The sequence below is a fragment of the Anaerobacillus sp. ABR4_321 genome (genome assembly GCF_056158505.1).
Genome location: NZ_JBSWTK010000001.1, coordinates 2,723,136 through 2,736,968, shown reverse-complemented (window position 1 = coordinate 2,736,968; position 13,833 = coordinate 2,723,136). Strand labels below are relative to the sequence as shown.

The 13,833-nt window shown below is 40.8% G+C and carries 17 protein-coding genes; 13 read left to right on the top strand and 4 right to left on the bottom strand.

Annotation, left to right across the window (positions count from 1 at the left end):
* Nucleotides 1-99 precede the first annotated feature (99 nt).
* From kamA to ACXADT_RS14220, 4 genes are all read left to right on the top strand, one after another.
* Nucleotides 100-1,512: a lysine 2,3-aminomutase gene (kamA, locus tag ACXADT_RS14235; RefSeq protein WP_270181972.1), complete on the top strand. Its 1,413-nt coding sequence runs from the start codon at nucleotides 100-102 to the stop codon at nucleotides 1,510-1,512.
* Nucleotides 1,509-1,799 (top strand): YokU family protein, encoded by a 291-nt coding sequence (locus ACXADT_RS14230; RefSeq protein ID WP_270181973.1) that lies wholly within the window; start codon nucleotides 1,509-1,511, stop codon nucleotides 1,797-1,799. The genes kamA and ACXADT_RS14230 overlap by 4 nt, the downstream gene beginning before the upstream one ends.
* A gap of 122 nt (nucleotides 1,800-1,921) precedes the next feature.
* A complete protein-coding gene (locus ACXADT_RS14225) occupies nucleotides 1,922-2,173 on the top strand; it encodes an IDEAL domain-containing protein (protein ID WP_270181974.1) in 252 nt (83 codons plus the stop codon).
* Between the two features lie 318 nt (nucleotides 2,174-2,491).
* A complete protein-coding gene (locus ACXADT_RS14220; RefSeq protein ID WP_270181975.1) occupies nucleotides 2,492-3,370 on the top strand; it encodes a 5'-3' exonuclease in 879 nt (292 codons plus the stop codon).
* Between the two features lies 1 nt (nucleotide 3,371).
* Here ACXADT_RS14220 and ACXADT_RS14215 read toward each other — a convergent pair whose 3' ends face one another.
* Entirely contained in the window at nucleotides 3,372-3,767 is a 396-nt protein-coding gene (locus ACXADT_RS14215) for a reverse transcriptase-like protein (RefSeq protein ID WP_270181976.1), read from the bottom strand.
* Nucleotides 3,768-3,896: 129 nt separating this feature from the next.
* Here ACXADT_RS14215 and ACXADT_RS14210 point away from each other — a divergent pair, with 129 nt between their 5' ends.
* Together ACXADT_RS14210 and ACXADT_RS14205 are read left to right on the top strand one after the other, a co-directional pair.
* Nucleotides 3,897-4,073, top strand: coding sequence for a zinc-finger domain-containing protein (locus ACXADT_RS14210; protein WP_270181977.1), 177 nt, complete (start codon nucleotides 3,897-3,899; stop codon nucleotides 4,071-4,073).
* Nucleotides 4,074-4,089: 16 nt separating this feature from the next.
* On the top strand, nucleotides 4,090-4,752 hold the full coding sequence (locus tag ACXADT_RS14205; RefSeq protein WP_474831692.1) for a reverse transcriptase-like protein: 663 nt from the start codon (nucleotides 4,090-4,092) through the stop codon (nucleotides 4,750-4,752).
* 29 nt (nucleotides 4,753-4,781) lie between these two features.
* On the opposite strand, the gene ACXADT_RS14200 is transcribed toward ACXADT_RS14205, so the two are convergent.
* Both ACXADT_RS14200 and cspD read right to left on the bottom strand, forming a co-directional pair.
* Nucleotides 4,782-5,030 (bottom strand): DUF2564 family protein, encoded by a 249-nt coding sequence (locus ACXADT_RS14200; protein ID WP_270181979.1) that lies wholly within the window; start codon nucleotides 5,028-5,030, stop codon nucleotides 4,782-4,784.
* A 116-nt stretch (nucleotides 5,031-5,146) separates the two neighbouring features.
* Nucleotides 5,147-5,347, bottom strand: a complete 201-nt coding sequence (cspD, locus tag ACXADT_RS14195) for a cold-shock protein CspD (protein WP_224882404.1) — start codon at nucleotides 5,345-5,347, stop codon at nucleotides 5,147-5,149.
* A gap of 282 nt (nucleotides 5,348-5,629) precedes the next feature.
* Between cspD and ACXADT_RS14190 the strand changes: the two genes are divergently transcribed.
* Both ACXADT_RS14190 and ACXADT_RS14185 read left to right on the top strand, forming a co-directional pair.
* Nucleotides 5,630-7,318 carry a formate--tetrahydrofolate ligase gene (locus tag ACXADT_RS14190; RefSeq protein ID WP_474811954.1) on the top strand — a complete coding sequence of 563 codons (1,689 nt, stop codon included), beginning with the start codon at nucleotides 5,630-5,632 and terminating at the stop codon, nucleotides 7,316-7,318.
* Nucleotides 7,319-7,335: 17 nt separating this feature from the next.
* Nucleotides 7,336-7,863 (top strand): acyl-CoA thioesterase, encoded by a 528-nt coding sequence (locus ACXADT_RS14185; RefSeq protein WP_270181981.1) that lies wholly within the window; start codon nucleotides 7,336-7,338, stop codon nucleotides 7,861-7,863.
* A 32-nt stretch (nucleotides 7,864-7,895) separates the two neighbouring features.
* Here the strand turns inward: ACXADT_RS14185 and ACXADT_RS14180 are convergent, their stop codons facing one another.
* A complete protein-coding gene (locus ACXADT_RS14180) occupies nucleotides 7,896-8,165 on the bottom strand; it encodes a DUF2524 family protein (RefSeq protein ID WP_270181982.1) in 270 nt (89 codons plus the stop codon).
* Nucleotides 8,166-8,292: 127 nt separating this feature from the next.
* On the opposite strand from ACXADT_RS14180, the gene ACXADT_RS14175 reads away from it, so the two are divergent.
* The 5 genes from ACXADT_RS14175 (at nucleotide 8,293) to ACXADT_RS14155 (ending at nucleotide 13,819) form a co-directional block, all read left to right on the top strand.
* Nucleotides 8,293-9,150 (top strand): CvfB family protein, encoded by an 858-nt coding sequence (locus ACXADT_RS14175; RefSeq protein ID WP_474811951.1) that lies wholly within the window; start codon nucleotides 8,293-8,295, stop codon nucleotides 9,148-9,150.
* A gap of 83 nt (nucleotides 9,151-9,233) precedes the next feature.
* Nucleotides 9,234-9,491 (top strand): YhdB family protein, encoded by a 258-nt coding sequence (locus tag ACXADT_RS14170; RefSeq protein WP_270181984.1) that lies wholly within the window; start codon nucleotides 9,234-9,236, stop codon nucleotides 9,489-9,491.
* 88 nt (nucleotides 9,492-9,579) lie between these two features.
* Nucleotides 9,580-10,590 carry a glycoside hydrolase family 15 protein gene (locus ACXADT_RS14165; protein WP_474831691.1) on the top strand — a complete coding sequence of 337 codons (1,011 nt, stop codon included), beginning with the start codon at nucleotides 9,580-9,582 and terminating at the stop codon, nucleotides 10,588-10,590.
* Between the two features lie 195 nt (nucleotides 10,591-10,785).
* Complete coding sequence (gene glgB, locus ACXADT_RS14160) at nucleotides 10,786-12,687, top strand: 1,4-alpha-glucan branching protein GlgB (RefSeq protein ID WP_474831689.1); 1,902 nt, start codon at nucleotides 10,786-10,788, stop codon at nucleotides 12,685-12,687.
* Nucleotides 12,680-13,819, top strand: coding sequence for a glucose-1-phosphate adenylyltransferase (locus ACXADT_RS14155; protein WP_270181987.1), 1,140 nt, complete (start codon nucleotides 12,680-12,682; stop codon nucleotides 13,817-13,819). Before glgB ends, ACXADT_RS14155 begins: the two co-directional genes overlap by 8 nt.
* Nucleotides 13,820-13,833: the final 14 nt, after the last annotated feature.

Below are 13,833 nucleotides of genomic sequence, written 5' to 3'. Positions count from 1 at the left end.
CAGTAATAAATGTATACTTAAAAGAGTTTTAAAGAAATAATGGAGCTGGCATCAAACTTGCATAGTATATCAGTAGATTCCAAGAAGGGGGAATGTACGATGCTTATGCAACTCTATAAGCCAGCACGACATTGGAAGGATATCGAACTTTGGAAAGATGTTACAGAAGATCAATGGAACGATTGGATCTGGCAGCTTACTAATACGATTCGAACGCTCGACGACCTTCGTAAAGTCGTTAACCTTACTCCAGATGAAGAAGAAGGAGTTAGAATTGCAACGAAAACAATTCCGTTGAATATCACACCTTATTACGCATCTTTGATGAATCCAGATGACCCTAGGTGTCCAGTGAGAATGCAGTCGATCCCTATTTCTAAAGAAATGCACAAAACAAAATATGACCTTGAAGATCCACTTCATGAAGATGAAGACTCTCCAGTTCCAGGCTTAACTCATCGTTATCCAGATCGTGTACTTTTTCTTGTTACGAACCAGTGCTCAATGTACTGTAGGTATTGTACGAGAAGACGTTTTTCAGGACAAATCGGTATGGGAGTTCCGAAGAAACAATTAGATGCAGCGATCAATTACATTTCTAAAACGCCTGAAGTAAGAGACGTTCTTATCTCAGGTGGAGATGGACTGTTGATCAATGACAAAATCCTTGAATACATCTTAAAAAATTTACGTGCAATTCCACACGTTGAGATCATTCGAATCGGTACGAGAGCACCAGTTGTTTTTCCGCAAAGAATAACGGAGGACCTTTGTAACATTTTAAAGAAATACCACCCTGTCTGGTTGAATACTCACTTCAACACGAGCATTGAGATAACCGAGGAATCAAAGAAAGCGTGTGAGATGCTCGTAAATGCTGGAGTGCCTGTTGGAAATCAGGCTGTTATCCTCGCAGGTATCAACGATAGCGTGGCGATTATGAAGAAGCTGATGCATGATCTTGTTAAGATAAGAGTTCGCCCATATTATATTTATCAATGTGATTTATCAGAAGGCATCGGACATTTCAGAGCGCCAGTATCAAAAGGACTCGAAATCATCGAGGGATTAAGGGGACACACATCAGGTTACGCGGTACCTACGTTCGTAGTGGATGCACCAGGTGGAGGAGGGAAGATCGCCCTTCAACCGAACTACATGATTTCCCAAAGTGCGAATAAGGTTATCCTGCGTAATTTCGAAGGTGTGATCACGTCTTATCCAGAACCAGAAAATTACACCCCTGGAACGGCCGATACGTATTTTAATAGTATCTATCAGACGGAGAAGAAACCAGCGATCGGGATAAGTTCACTTATGACGGATGAACGATTTAACCTTGTGCCAGAAGGACTACAAAGGTTGAATCGAAGAAGTAAGTATGGGGAAGATCCAGATCATGCTTCTTTAAAAGATCAAAGAGAGAAGCGAGATTTAATGAAAGAAAAGAAGTTTAAAGCTGAGCAAGCCAAATACAATAAAAAGGATGATGTGGAGGAGGAAAGTTCATGAGGTGTAAATGGTGTGAAACAGAAGGAGCTTTCGAGACTCTAGGCACTGGATACTGGGAACTTCCTGATGGTACACGAGCAGTTGAAATAAAGGAGCTACCTTCTGTTCAATGTATCGATTGCGGGATGTGTTACCAAACTGATGAACTTGTTGGGGATGTTGAAGAACAAATGATGTTGATCGATACTTCCAAGCTTTCTTCCTCGTTTACCTTTAAGGAATTGATGGATCAACCGAGGCTTTTAAAAAAGAATTACTTTGACATCGATCGTTATCCGCTTAAATAGCATGCCTTAGAAGAGGTTGACCAAATAAAAACGAAATTTAATCGGAATATTCTGAAAAATATTGATATTTTGACGATTCCCTCGTATAATAATAAAAAGAGCTTCTAAGGGGGGAGAGCAACATGAACAACCATCATAAATCGTATAGAGACAACATGAAAGAAAAAGCGATGAAAAAGAAGAAAGATCAAGAAACGTTTGAGTTGGAATTGTACGCCCAATTAATCCTTGATGAAGCTGTCTTTACCTTCCAGAAAAACCGTTATCAAGACACGATCAACTTAGCCCTTGATCGTCGAGACGAAAAAGCATTTCAGGAAGCATCAGAACAATACGTCACGTTTCTTCGTTCCTACAAGCAGGCGCTTCATTAATTCTTGAATAGAAATGGTCGACTCTGACACACTAATCGTAACGAAAGATAAAGGAGTGTCATCATGGGTCGTCAGAAAAAAGGAAATGCAAATGCTCAGCGTAACAACAATGCGAAGAAGGAACAGAACATCCCGTCATATGCAGAGATTGAAGCTAAGAAATTAAAGAATCCTCAACAATAAGTCCAACGCAGACTGCCGTTAATCGGCAGTCTGTTTCTTTGTTTAAGATGAAGTCCACTAAAAAATTGGAAAAGTTCATGCAGACGGTTTATGTTACCATAAAGGAAGGTATGTAATGAAAGGATGACCAAATTCATGAACCGATTAATTCTAATAGATGGATTTAATTTACTTAGTAGAGGATATTTTGCGACTGCTTACGGGAAATCTGAAGATCAGTTAACCCAAACACCAGAAGGACTTTATACGAATGCGCTAAGGGTGAAATTTCAAAAAATCATGTCGTTGATTAATGATTATAACCCAACTCATTTTGCAGTTGCATGGGACGTCAAACGAGATGAATCAAAGCGTAGGGAGCTTTTCAAAGAATATAAGGGTACTCGAGGTGAGCTTCCACCACCATTGATTCAGCAATACCAAACTGCAGTGAATTTCTTTGATGCAACAGGAATTCCTCAATTAACTGTAGAAGGGTTTGAGGCGGACGATGTGATGGGAACTCTTTCACATCGATGGAGTCTCGATGAAATGGGAGACTGTTTTATTTATAGCAATGATAGAGACTTGTTGCAGCTTCTGAATAAGAACGTCTCACAAATTATTGCGATTCGTAAAGAAGGAGACAAGGTGTACACGGAAGATCATTTTAGGACGGAATATGGAATTACGCCAGATCAGTGGATCGATGTGAAAGCATTATTAGGAGATAAAAGTGATAATATCCCAGGGGTTGCTGGGGTAGGAGACAAAGCAGCATTGCCACTTGTCCAACAATACGGCTCTGTAGAAGGAGTATATACGAGCATCGAAACATTAGATGCAAAATATAACAGATATCGAAAGAAGTTAATAGAGGGAGAAGAATCAGCTATGTTGAGTCTTCAACTCGTAAAAATCGAAAAACAAATACCAGACCTTGCTGAACATTCGTTTGAAGATATTAAGCTGACTCTGGATTATGAGAAGTTACAAACGGAGCTAGATGCATTGGGATTAAGGATAAGAATATAGGTTATCCTGCTGTGTTTAATTGGATGGCTTTTCTAGCAAGCTCATCTGCTACTTTATTCTTAGAACTAGGAATCCATTTAATAAAACAAAGATCAAATTCATCTACCAATGCGAGGGCACTGGAGAGGTAAGTTTCATACGTTCGCTTTTTCGTCTGTCTTCGATCGATCGCATCACTCACAAGCTGAGAGTCCGTTCGAATCGAGATGATTCGATGTTTCTTTTCAAGGCAAATGCGTAGTGCTTCAATCAAAGCCTGAAACTCTGCTTCATGATTGGAAAGTGTGCCAAGAGGAACCGAAGAGCGAATGACTTCTCCATCCCCTTTTATAAAGATTCCAGCACCTGATGGTCCTGGGTTACCAGCACTTGCTCCATCTATATAAACTTCAATCACTTTTGTTTCCTCCCCCCCTGATCAAGTCTTTTTGTATTCTATCATATACATCAACAGCACTGGAAGACATACATTTAAGGTAAATGGAGAAACTTGATATAGAAGGGGACGAGTGTAGGAGTGAAAGAAATGAAGAAAAAAGAAGTTATGATGGAAGTGGGTCTAATTCTAGATACATACTGTGATGGGTGTTTGTTAAAAAGAGTGAATCAACATGACTATGGCAAGTGCCACGCCCAGCGTTTTTGTATTACGGAATGTTCTGTAGGTGAAGAATTAAAGCAGCTCGGAAAGCACCTTACATGAATAAGGAGTTTAGATGATGAACGTGATTGTAAAGTGGAAATACAAGACGCCTCGAGGAATTCAAGCATGGATGACATCTGATGAGATACCTGCACATCAAGCGATTTTAATGGCAAAAGATATTGAAAAAACCGGACGCTCCATCGACCTTTATTTTCTTGATAACCGGGGGACGAAATGGTCACTGAAAGAATTTGAAAAATTCACATCAAAAAAGGAAGAAAGCCTTTCTTCCGTCGAGATTTTTTTTGATGGAAGTTTTGATAAGGAATCTAAAGAGTCTGGCTGTGGCGCTGTGATTTATTTTTTTGAAGGAAGAAAGAAAAAAAGGATTCGTGTGAATAAGGCTCTTAGCTATCTTGAAAATAATAATGAAGCTGAATACGCAGCGCTTTGGACTGGCTTACAGGAGCTAAAGAACATTAAAGTCGATGATACCGAGGTCATGATCAAAGGAGATTCAAAAGTAGTGATCAGCCAGCTCTCAGGAGAATGGGCAGTATATGAGCCGCTTCTAACAAAATGGATGGATCGTATTGATGCTACCTTGAAGGAATTAAGACTGCAGCCAATTTATGAGCACGTTTCACGAAATGAAAATAAAGAATCGCATAGACTCGCTGTACAAGCTTTAAAGGGAACTGAAATCGACAGTGTGATCGAACTTGATGATAACTAAACACAGAAAAAGCAGCCGACTGGCTGCTTTTATTCTTGTGCTTCCCTAAGCTGCGTATCGCATTTTTCAATGAGTTCACTGGAAAACTCAAAGAAATTTTCATTTACGCCAGTTTTATGTGCTACTGCTTGTTGAAATTGTTGTTTAGCTTGATTCAACGCATCTTGTGCGGCCTTCAACTGATTGTCGTTCATGCTTTTAGTAGCTTGTCCAACGAGGTGTTGAGCCGACTTAATCGACATTTCGATCTGTTGAAGATCAGAGTACGGTTCTGACATACTATCCCACCTTTACGTATTGTTCTGGAATAGTATGACCCAAAAGAATATCCGTTAATCGTTTCAACATAAAAAGAGACTGATGCATGCATCAGTCTCTTCCAAACGTATATTAATTAAAGCTTGTTTACGTTAGCAGCTTGAGGTCCGCGGTTTCCTTCAACGATTTCAAAAGAAACTTCTTGACCTTCTTCTAGAGTTTTGAAGCCTTCGCCTTCGATAGCGGAGAAGTGTACGAATACATCGTCAGCACCTTCAACTTCGATAAATCCAAAACCTTTTTCAGCGTTAAACCATTTTACTTTTCCGTTTTGCATGTTTGTTCCTCCTAAAAACTTAGCACGTTCTTCGTGCAACTTAATTTTCCCCATTCATATTGTTTGTTTGTGAATCAAGCAACAATCTTTATGTACGTAATGCACAGTCGAGAAGGTCTGACTAAATTCAATAAATAATCAGCAATATAAACGGTTGTTTAAAATATACTGTATTTTAAGAGAAGTGTCAAGCTTTCAAAGACTCCAGTTGATTATTCTTAACGTAATTAATAAACTTAGTTAAGATATATATGGAAATAGTATAGGGTATGGAGGGATTTGATGAAGTCGGAAGTTCGAATGAAGAGTGATATTGAGATTGCACAAGATGCAAAAATGAAACGAATAAACGAAATAGCAAGCGGCTTAGGCTTAACGGAGGATGAATGGGAGCCTTATGGGCATTACAAAGCAAAAATCTCACTTTCAAGCATGAAGAGGCTGAGTAAGAATCCATCTGGGAAAGTGATCCTTGTAACGGCTATCAATCCTACACCGGCTGGTGAGGGGAAAAGCACGGTTACAGTTGGACTTGCTCAGGCGCTTAATCGAATCGGTGAGAAAGCAATCGTTGCAATGAGGGAGCCTTCTCTTGGACCGAGTATGGGAATTAAAGGAGGGGCTGCTGGTGGAGGTTATTCACAAGTAATGCCTATGGAGGATATCAACCTTCACTTTACAGGAGACATACACGCGATCACATCATCTCATAATGCATTGTCAGCGATGATCGATAATCATATCCATCAAGGTAATGAACTCGATTTTGATACAAGACGAATAACATGGAAAAGGGTTTTGGATCTTAATGACAGAGCTTTAAGACAAGTGACGATCGGGCTAGGTGGTCCAACCCAAGGTGTTCCAAGAGAAGATGGGTTCGATATCACAGTGGCATCTGAACTGATGGCGATCCTTTGTTTAGCATCAGATTTAACGGATCTTAAGCAGAGAATTGGACGAATCGTTATCGGCTACAACCGTTCCAAACTTCCGATTACAGTAGCTGACCTTGGGGTGCAGGGTGCACTAACACTCCTCCTTAAGAATGCTATGAATCCGAACCTCGTTCAGACTTTAGAAAACACACCTGCATTAATACACGGTGGCCCTTTTGCGAATATTGCTCATGGCTGTAACAGTGTAGCAGCGACAAAAATGGCTCAAAAGCTTTCTGACTATGTCGTGACGGAAGCAGGGTTCGGGGCGGATTTAGGCGCAGAAAAGTTTTTTGATATCAAAACAAGAGCTGGCGATATCGATCCTGCAGCTACCGTAATCGTTGCTACAATTCGCGCGTTGAAAATGCACGGAGGAATTCCAAAAGATAACCTTAAAGAAGAAAACGTTGCAGCACTACAGGAAGGTTTAGCGAATTTACAGCAGCATATTTCTTCCATTAGAAAATTCGGCGTACCTTTCGTCGTTGCGATCAACCGTTTCATGACAGATACTGATTTAGAAGTGAACGCGCTTCTCGATTGGTGTAATGAAAATGATGTGCCAGTTGCTCTCACTGATGTTTGGGCAGAGGGTGGTAAAGGTGGAGAAGTCCTTGCTAAAACAGTCATTGATCAAATCGAGCATTCCGAAAACAACTTCTCTCCACTTTATGATCTGGATGCATCTATTGAAGATAAAATTACAACGATTGCACAAGAAATTTATGGTGCCGATGGGGTACAATTCGGTCCTAAGGCTCTCAAGCAACTAAAAGAGTTTGAAGCAAACGGATGGTCTCACTTACCGGTATGTATGGCGAAGACTCAGTATTCATTATCTGATAATGCCGCTTTACTCGGACGACCGACAGGTTTTTCCATTAATGTGAGGGAATTTAGACCATCGATCGGCGCTGGCTTTATCGTAGCACTGACAGGGAATGTAATGACGATGCCAGGACTTCCAAAGAAGCCTGCGGCGTTAAATATGGATGTAACAGAAGACGGTCAAGCAGTCGGTCTGTTTTAGAAAAGGTGAATGTCGTTATGTCAGATACTCAATTAACAAAAAAATTAATACGCGTTTCTAGAACAACAAAATCAAGCTTTGTTCTTCCTTCAGATACAAATACACACGGAACTCTTTTTGGTGGCAGACTCATGTCATACATCGATGACATCGCAGCGATCTCTGCGTCAAAACACGCTAGGTCAGCTGTAGTGACGGCTTCAGCGGACTCGATCGATTTTCTTCAGCCTATCCGCGAGGGAGAAGTCGTTAGTCTTGAGTCTTATGTCAGCTGGACACACAACACCTCGATGGAAGTATTAGTGAAAATATTTGCTGAGAACGTCATTACAGGTGCGAAGAAAGTTTGTGCGACATCGTTTTTAACGTTTGTAGCGTTAAACGAAGAAGGGAAACCAACGATGGTACCTGAAGCATTGCCAGAAACGAAGGAAGAAAAATTTGTTTACGATGGTGGAGAAGAGAGAATGAAAGCTAGAAAGGCACGTCGCAAACATTCTGAGAAATTAGCAAGTGAGTTCGGTTCCTTCGGGTATTCAGGATAGTAAAAGTAAAAGGTCTGCAGAAATGCAGACCTTTACGTATCGAAGCCTAAGATGAAGTCATTTTGACGATCTTGTACTTGCTGTCTTGCTCGTGTTAACGCATCTCGTTGTTCTGGTGTGGCACTATGGATCATTTTATCGATATCGATCGCCATTTGCTCAAGAAGCTGTTGAGTTTCAGTGTATTCTTTATCCGTAATTCCTGGCGCGACTTGAGTAGCTTTTTCAAGCTGCTCACCTGCATATTCAACGAGCTCATCGGCATTTTTAAGCATTTCTTCAAGTTTTCGGTAAGTTGACATGGTGCACCTCTCCTTTGATTGAAGTCCATGTTAGTATTTACAGGATGAAAAGATTTATGATAAATAGAGAATACATATTGGTGTAGTGATATACTAAGTAAAGGATTATGAAAGGCTGTGAAATGAGTTGGCAACACAATTATACGCTGGAGAAATAACGAAGCTAAAAGTAGCTCGTAAACAAGAATATGGATATTTTTTAACGAACGGGAACGAAGATGTCTTGCTGCACAAGAATGAGGCGGTAGAGCAACATGACGAAGGAAATGAAGTAGAAGTTTTTCTTTATCATGATCATGAAGGCAGGCTTTCTGCAACTGAGACGATGCCAGTCGTTACGCTCGATTCTTTTTCAATCCTTAAAGTGGTCGGTGTGCAACCTCGACTAGGTGTTTTTGTAGACATTGGCATTCAAAAGGACATGCTCCTTTCAAAAGACGACTTGCCAACAGACCGCACGAGGTGGCCAGATGTAGGAGACGAGTTATACTGCGGACTTAAGCTCGATAAGAAGAATCGGCTGTTTGCAGATTTAAGCAACTTTGAAGAAATCAAAGAACTTTCTACCGAAGCAAGCGAGGATTTGAAAAATAAAGAAACGGAAGGCGTCGTTTACCGTTTTTCTGATGAAGGAGCTTCAGTTTTCACAGATGATGGTTACCTTGCATTTCTTCACAATGATGAAATGAAGCAAAACGTGCGGCTTGGAGAAAGGGTTCAGGTCCGGGTTACATTCGTAAGAGAAGACGGCAGGATCAATGTCTCGACTCGTCCTTTGGTGAAAGAAGCACGACTTGAAGATGCAGACAAACTTTATCAATATATGGTTGATCGCGGTGGGAAGATGCCTTTTACAGATAAGAGCGATCCAGAAGCGATCAAGCGTGAGTTCAACATAAGTAAAGCTGCTTTCAAACGTGCGATGGGTAAGCTTTTAAAAGAAAAGAAAGTTGAGCAGAAGGACGGTTATACCTTCGTCCTTTAAGAAATCATTGTTATCTTTTTCTTCGTGTATGTGGAGTCCCCCTGCAAATACTATAGGTAAGCTCCTAGAAAGGGGGCAAGTCATTGGATATTACCGACTATGACAAAGCTCTTTATTACACTCATCACTGCGCTTGTATCGATCTAAGCGTTCTGATGATGAAAACTGATGACGATATCCTTGCAAAACGAATTGAAAAGTTCGTACATGCATTCATACGCGAAACAGAATTCGTTAAAGTAAAAGAAGCACGTGACAACCTGCTCACATACATCGATTATGTTTATCGACTAGAGCCTGTTGATGAAGAAATCACAGCGATCACTAGTACAATCGACTGACCCTAAAAAAAGGGTCGGTCTTTTTGTGATTAAAAAAATGTCGAATAGGGTAACAATTATAGTAAAAAATAAGGAGCAGGTGAGTGGGATGAACCAATATAAATTGCATAACGTACTCGAAAGCATGAGGTTACCGAATGGAGCTTACGTTGCGAGTACTTCTGATGATTATAATTATATATGGATCCGAGACGTCTGTTATACTGTGATGCCCTATTTAACATCGAAATGTACAAGGTACGAGAAGGCCTATCATTCCCTTCTTTCATTACTTAGAAAATACGAATGGAAGCTAGATATCCACACAAAACAGAAGCCAGTATATTTACATGAATACATTCACTCTAGATATTCAAAAGACCTAGAGGAGATTCCTGTCGAATGGGGTCATGCTCAAAACGATGCGATCGGCATCCTGCTGTTTGGAATAGGCCAAGGAATACAAGTAGGAAAACCAATATTACGTGATAAAGTCGACTATCGCATCGTTCAAAAGCTAGTGAATTATCTCGAATGTCTCGAGTATTGGAAAAACCCTGATAATGGTATGTGGGAAGAAAATGTAGAAATTCATGCTTCAAGCGTTGGAGCGTGTGTAGCTGGATTAAAAGCAGTAAGAACGTTAGTCGAAGTGCCGCAAGAGCTCATTCAAAAAGGAGAGAGAACCCTTGATCGTCTTCTTCCAGCAGAAAGTGCCACAAAGGAAGTCGACCTCTCACTTTTATCGTTGATCTATCCGCTGAGAGTCGTTTCTAGATCAACAGCCATAAAAATCTTAGAACGCATTACTGAACGACTTGAAAGGGAACGTGGAGTCCTCCGTTACGAAGGTGATCAATACTATAACGAAGGCAGTGAAGCAGAATGGTGTTTTGGATTCCCATGGCTAGGTCTCTGTTATGGTCAAATCGGTCAAGTAGATAAAATGAATGAATACTTTGAAAAAACGATGACGATCACGCCAGAAAGCGGGAAAATACCTGAGCTATATATTGGTGGAACGGATGTACCAAACAAAAATACTCCATTAGCATGGTCAGTTTCGATGACCTACCAACTATTAGAAAGAATGGCTCAATCACAAGAAAATGTATCGTAATTGTAAAGAAACCGTGGGTTTACCCGCGGTTTCTTTACATTGAAAAAACATTTCGACTAATCAGCAGTATTTTCAACTTTTTTTTCATGAAAATACAGGGATTGAAAAGGAATTGGAATGACGCTGTCGAATGATAACACAGTAGCGGAGTACATAAGTAAATCGCTACCATTAGCATGAGAGAGAGGTGTCGCAATGACAGTTTCGATGCCGACAGATTACGATCGGTATTTATTTCATCAAGGGAACTTATTTCAAGCTTACCGATCGATGGGTGCTCATCAAGCAGAAGAGGATGGCAAGATTGGGGTACGTTTCACCGTTTGGGCGCCGCACGCAAAAGCAGTAGCTGTTGTTGGAAATTTCAACGAGTGGGATGCAACAAGGAACGAAATGACCAAGATTGAAGAATCTGGCTTGTGGTCTTCGTTTATTGAAGGTCTTCGTGAAGGTGAACTTTATAAGTACGGCGTTACTTCACAAGATGGCTCACTTTTAATGAAATCTGACCCGTATGCTTTTTATTCAGAGCATAAGCCCAAAACTGCATCGATCGTAAAAAAAGTCGATGAGTACGATTGGCGAGATAGTAGATGGATGAATAAAAGGAAGAAAACACCGCCGTATGACCTTCCAATATCGATCTACGAGGTACATCCAGGTTCATGGCGAAAAAAACAGGATGGCTCTTATTACTCTTACGATGACCTGACAAGGGAATTGATTCCTTATGTGAAAGAGCATGGGTATACTCATATTGAACTCATGCCGGTGATGGAGCATCCGTTCGACCGTTCGTGGGGATATCAGATCACAGGTTATTACTCTGTAACGAGTCGATTTGGTGATCCAGACGACTTGAAGGCATTCATTGATCGGTGCCATCAAGAGGATATCGGGGTTATTTTAGACTGGGTTCCTGCTCATTTCTGTAAAGATGCTCATGGTCTCGGGCAGTTCGATGGTGGTCCGGTTTTCGAACCATCAGATCCAGAGCTTGCTGAGAGAAAGAATTGGGGAACATATAACTTTGATTATAGTAAACCCGAAATCGTTAGCTTTCTAATTTCTAATGCATTTTTTTGGTTTGATTTATATCATATCGATGGTTTAAGAATAGATGCTGTTTCTCAAATGATTTTATATCATCATGAGGGAGCTGGCGGGGTAGGAGAAAATCATGCAGCTAAAGAATTCATCCAGAAATTAAACAAAACGATTTTTGAACACTTCCCAAATGTTTTAATGATGGCTGAGGAGTCGACAGACTATCCACTCGTAAGTGCCCCGGTCCATGAAGGTGGTCTTGGGTTTAATTATAAATGGAATATGGGCTGGATGAACGATACCTTAAAGTACATGGAACTTCATATGGATGATCGACAACATCATCATAATCTACTCACATTTTCATTCTTCTATGCGTTCTCTGAAAACTATCTCCTGCCGCTATCTCATGATGAGGTGGTACATGGAAAGAAATCACTCCTGAACAAAATGCCAGGCGACTATTGGCAGAAATTTGCTAATCTTCGCACGCTTTACGGGTATATGATGTCACACCCAGGCAAAAAACTACTGTTTATGGGAGGAGAGTTCGGGCAGTTTGATGAATGGAAAGATTTAAGTGAACTCGATTGGATGTTGTTTGACTATGATCTTCATAACAAAATGAATGGTTATGTGAAAGACTTAAACCGATTTTACTTGGAATCAAGGGCATTATGGCGAATCGACCATGAGCCAGAAGGGTTTGAATGGATCGATGCGAATGACAGTTCGCAATCTGTACTCTCTTTCATGAGAAAAGGAAAGGCGAAGGGTGATTGCGACATCATTATTTGCAATTTTTCTGCAAATGTCTACTACGATTATCGAATTGGCGTTCCTTCATCTGGACACTATGTAGAAATGTTTAATAGCGATCAGAAAAAATATGGGGGATCCGGGCAGGTGAATGCAGACAAGTTGCTTAGTGAAAAACAACCGTATCACAATCAGCCATATAGTCTTCAGCTCAAAATTCCACCATTAGGTATCGTGGTTCTCGGCAAAAAAAATAAAAGCAACCTTGAAAGGAGAAATCGATATGTCTAAAAAACGTTGTGTAGCGATGCTATTAGCTGGAGGACAGGGGACGAGACTCGGCAAGTTAACAACGCGCCTCGCTAAACCTGCTGTCCCGTTTGGTGGTAAGTACAGAATCATTGATTTCACGTTAAGTAACTGTAGTAATTCAGGGATTGATACCGTTGGCGTATTAACACAGTATCAGCCTTACATACTCAACTCTTACATCGGTATCGGAAGTGCATGGGATCTTGATAGAAAGAACGGAGGCGTATCGGTATTGCCGCCATTCCTAGGCCAAAAAGGTGGAGAATGGTACAAAGGAACAGCGAACGCGATTTATCAGAACATGTATTACCTTCGTCAATATGATCCTGAATACGTTCTTGTTATTTCAGGTGACCATATCTACCGAATGGATTATTCTGAAATGCTAGATTATCACGAAGAAAAAGGAGCAGACGCTACGATCGCGGTGCTTGAAGTGCCTTGGAACGAAGCGAATCGCTTTGGGATCATGAATACAGACGACGATGATCGAATTGTAGAGTTTCAAGAAAAGCCAGCAGAACCGAAAACGAATCTAGCATCTATGGGCGTTTACATCTTCAGTTGGAAAGCTTTAGAAAAGTATTTGACTGAAGATGAGCAAAATCCGAATTCCTCAAACGACTTTGGAAAAGACATCATTCCTGCGATGATCGAAGACCAAAAGGATCTATATGCCTATTCGTTTAGCGGTTACTGGAAAGACGTTGGAACGCTTCAAAGTCTCTGGGAAGCTAACATGGATCTGTTAGATGACGATCCAGATTTAATCCTAAATGACCCATCTTGGAGAATTTATTCTGTAAATCCAAACCAGCCACCACAATACATCGCTCCAAAGGCGAACGTGAGCCGTTCACTCGTGAACGAAGGATGCGTAGTGTATGGCGATGTGTATCGTTCAGTACTATTTTACGGGGTGCACGTTGGCCTTGGTACAACGATCAAGAACTCAATCATTATGCCTGATGTGAAGATTGGTGCGAATGTTAAGATCGAGAATGCGATCATTGAGAGTGGTACAGTGATTGAAGATGGCATGGAGCTTGGAAATAAAGACGGATCTATCTCCTTGATTGCTGACGGCGAAATAGTCTCTGTACCAAAATAGAACAGGAGGATGAA

What these genes read in the sequence shown, in the direction of transcription:
- ACXADT_RS14200 (WP_270181979.1), bottom strand. Translation starts at nt 5,030, where the DNA reads ATGTCAGAACCGTACTCTGATCTTCAACAGATCGAAATGTCGATTAAG.
- kamA (WP_270181972.1), top strand. Translation starts at nt 100, where the DNA reads ATGCTTATGCAACTCTATAAGCCAGCACGACATTGGAAGGATATCGAA.
- ACXADT_RS14155 (WP_270181987.1), top strand. Translation starts at nt 12,680, where the DNA reads ATGTCTAAAAAACGTTGTGTAGCGATGCTATTAGCTGGAGGACAGGGG.
- glgB (WP_474831689.1), top strand. Translation starts at nt 10,786, where the DNA reads ATGACAGTTTCGATGCCGACAGATTACGATCGGTATTTATTTCATCAA.
- ACXADT_RS14180 (WP_270181982.1), bottom strand. Translation starts at nt 8,165, where the DNA reads ATGTCAACTTACCGAAAACTTGAAGAAATGCTTAAAAATGCCGATGAG.
- ACXADT_RS14205 (WP_474831692.1), top strand. Translation starts at nt 4,090, where the DNA reads ATGAACGTGATTGTAAAGTGGAAATACAAGACGCCTCGAGGAATTCAA.
- ACXADT_RS14185 (WP_270181981.1), top strand. Translation starts at nt 7,336, where the DNA reads ATGTCAGATACTCAATTAACAAAAAAATTAATACGCGTTTCTAGAACA.
- ACXADT_RS14220 (WP_270181975.1), top strand. Translation starts at nt 2,492, where the DNA reads ATGAACCGATTAATTCTAATAGATGGATTTAATTTACTTAGTAGAGGA.
- ACXADT_RS14165 (WP_474831691.1), top strand. Translation starts at nt 9,580, where the DNA reads ATGAACCAATATAAATTGCATAACGTACTCGAAAGCATGAGGTTACCG.
- ACXADT_RS14210 (WP_270181977.1), top strand. Translation starts at nt 3,897, where the DNA reads ATGAAGAAAAAAGAAGTTATGATGGAAGTGGGTCTAATTCTAGATACA.
- ACXADT_RS14225 (WP_270181974.1), top strand. Translation starts at nt 1,922, where the DNA reads ATGAACAACCATCATAAATCGTATAGAGACAACATGAAAGAAAAAGCG.
- ACXADT_RS14190 (WP_474811954.1), top strand. Translation starts at nt 5,630, where the DNA reads ATGAAGTCGGAAGTTCGAATGAAGAGTGATATTGAGATTGCACAAGAT.
- ACXADT_RS14230 (WP_270181973.1), top strand. Translation starts at nt 1,509, where the DNA reads ATGAGGTGTAAATGGTGTGAAACAGAAGGAGCTTTCGAGACTCTAGGC.
- cspD (WP_224882404.1), bottom strand. Translation starts at nt 5,347, where the DNA reads ATGCAAAACGGAAAAGTAAAATGGTTTAACGCTGAAAAAGGTTTTGGA.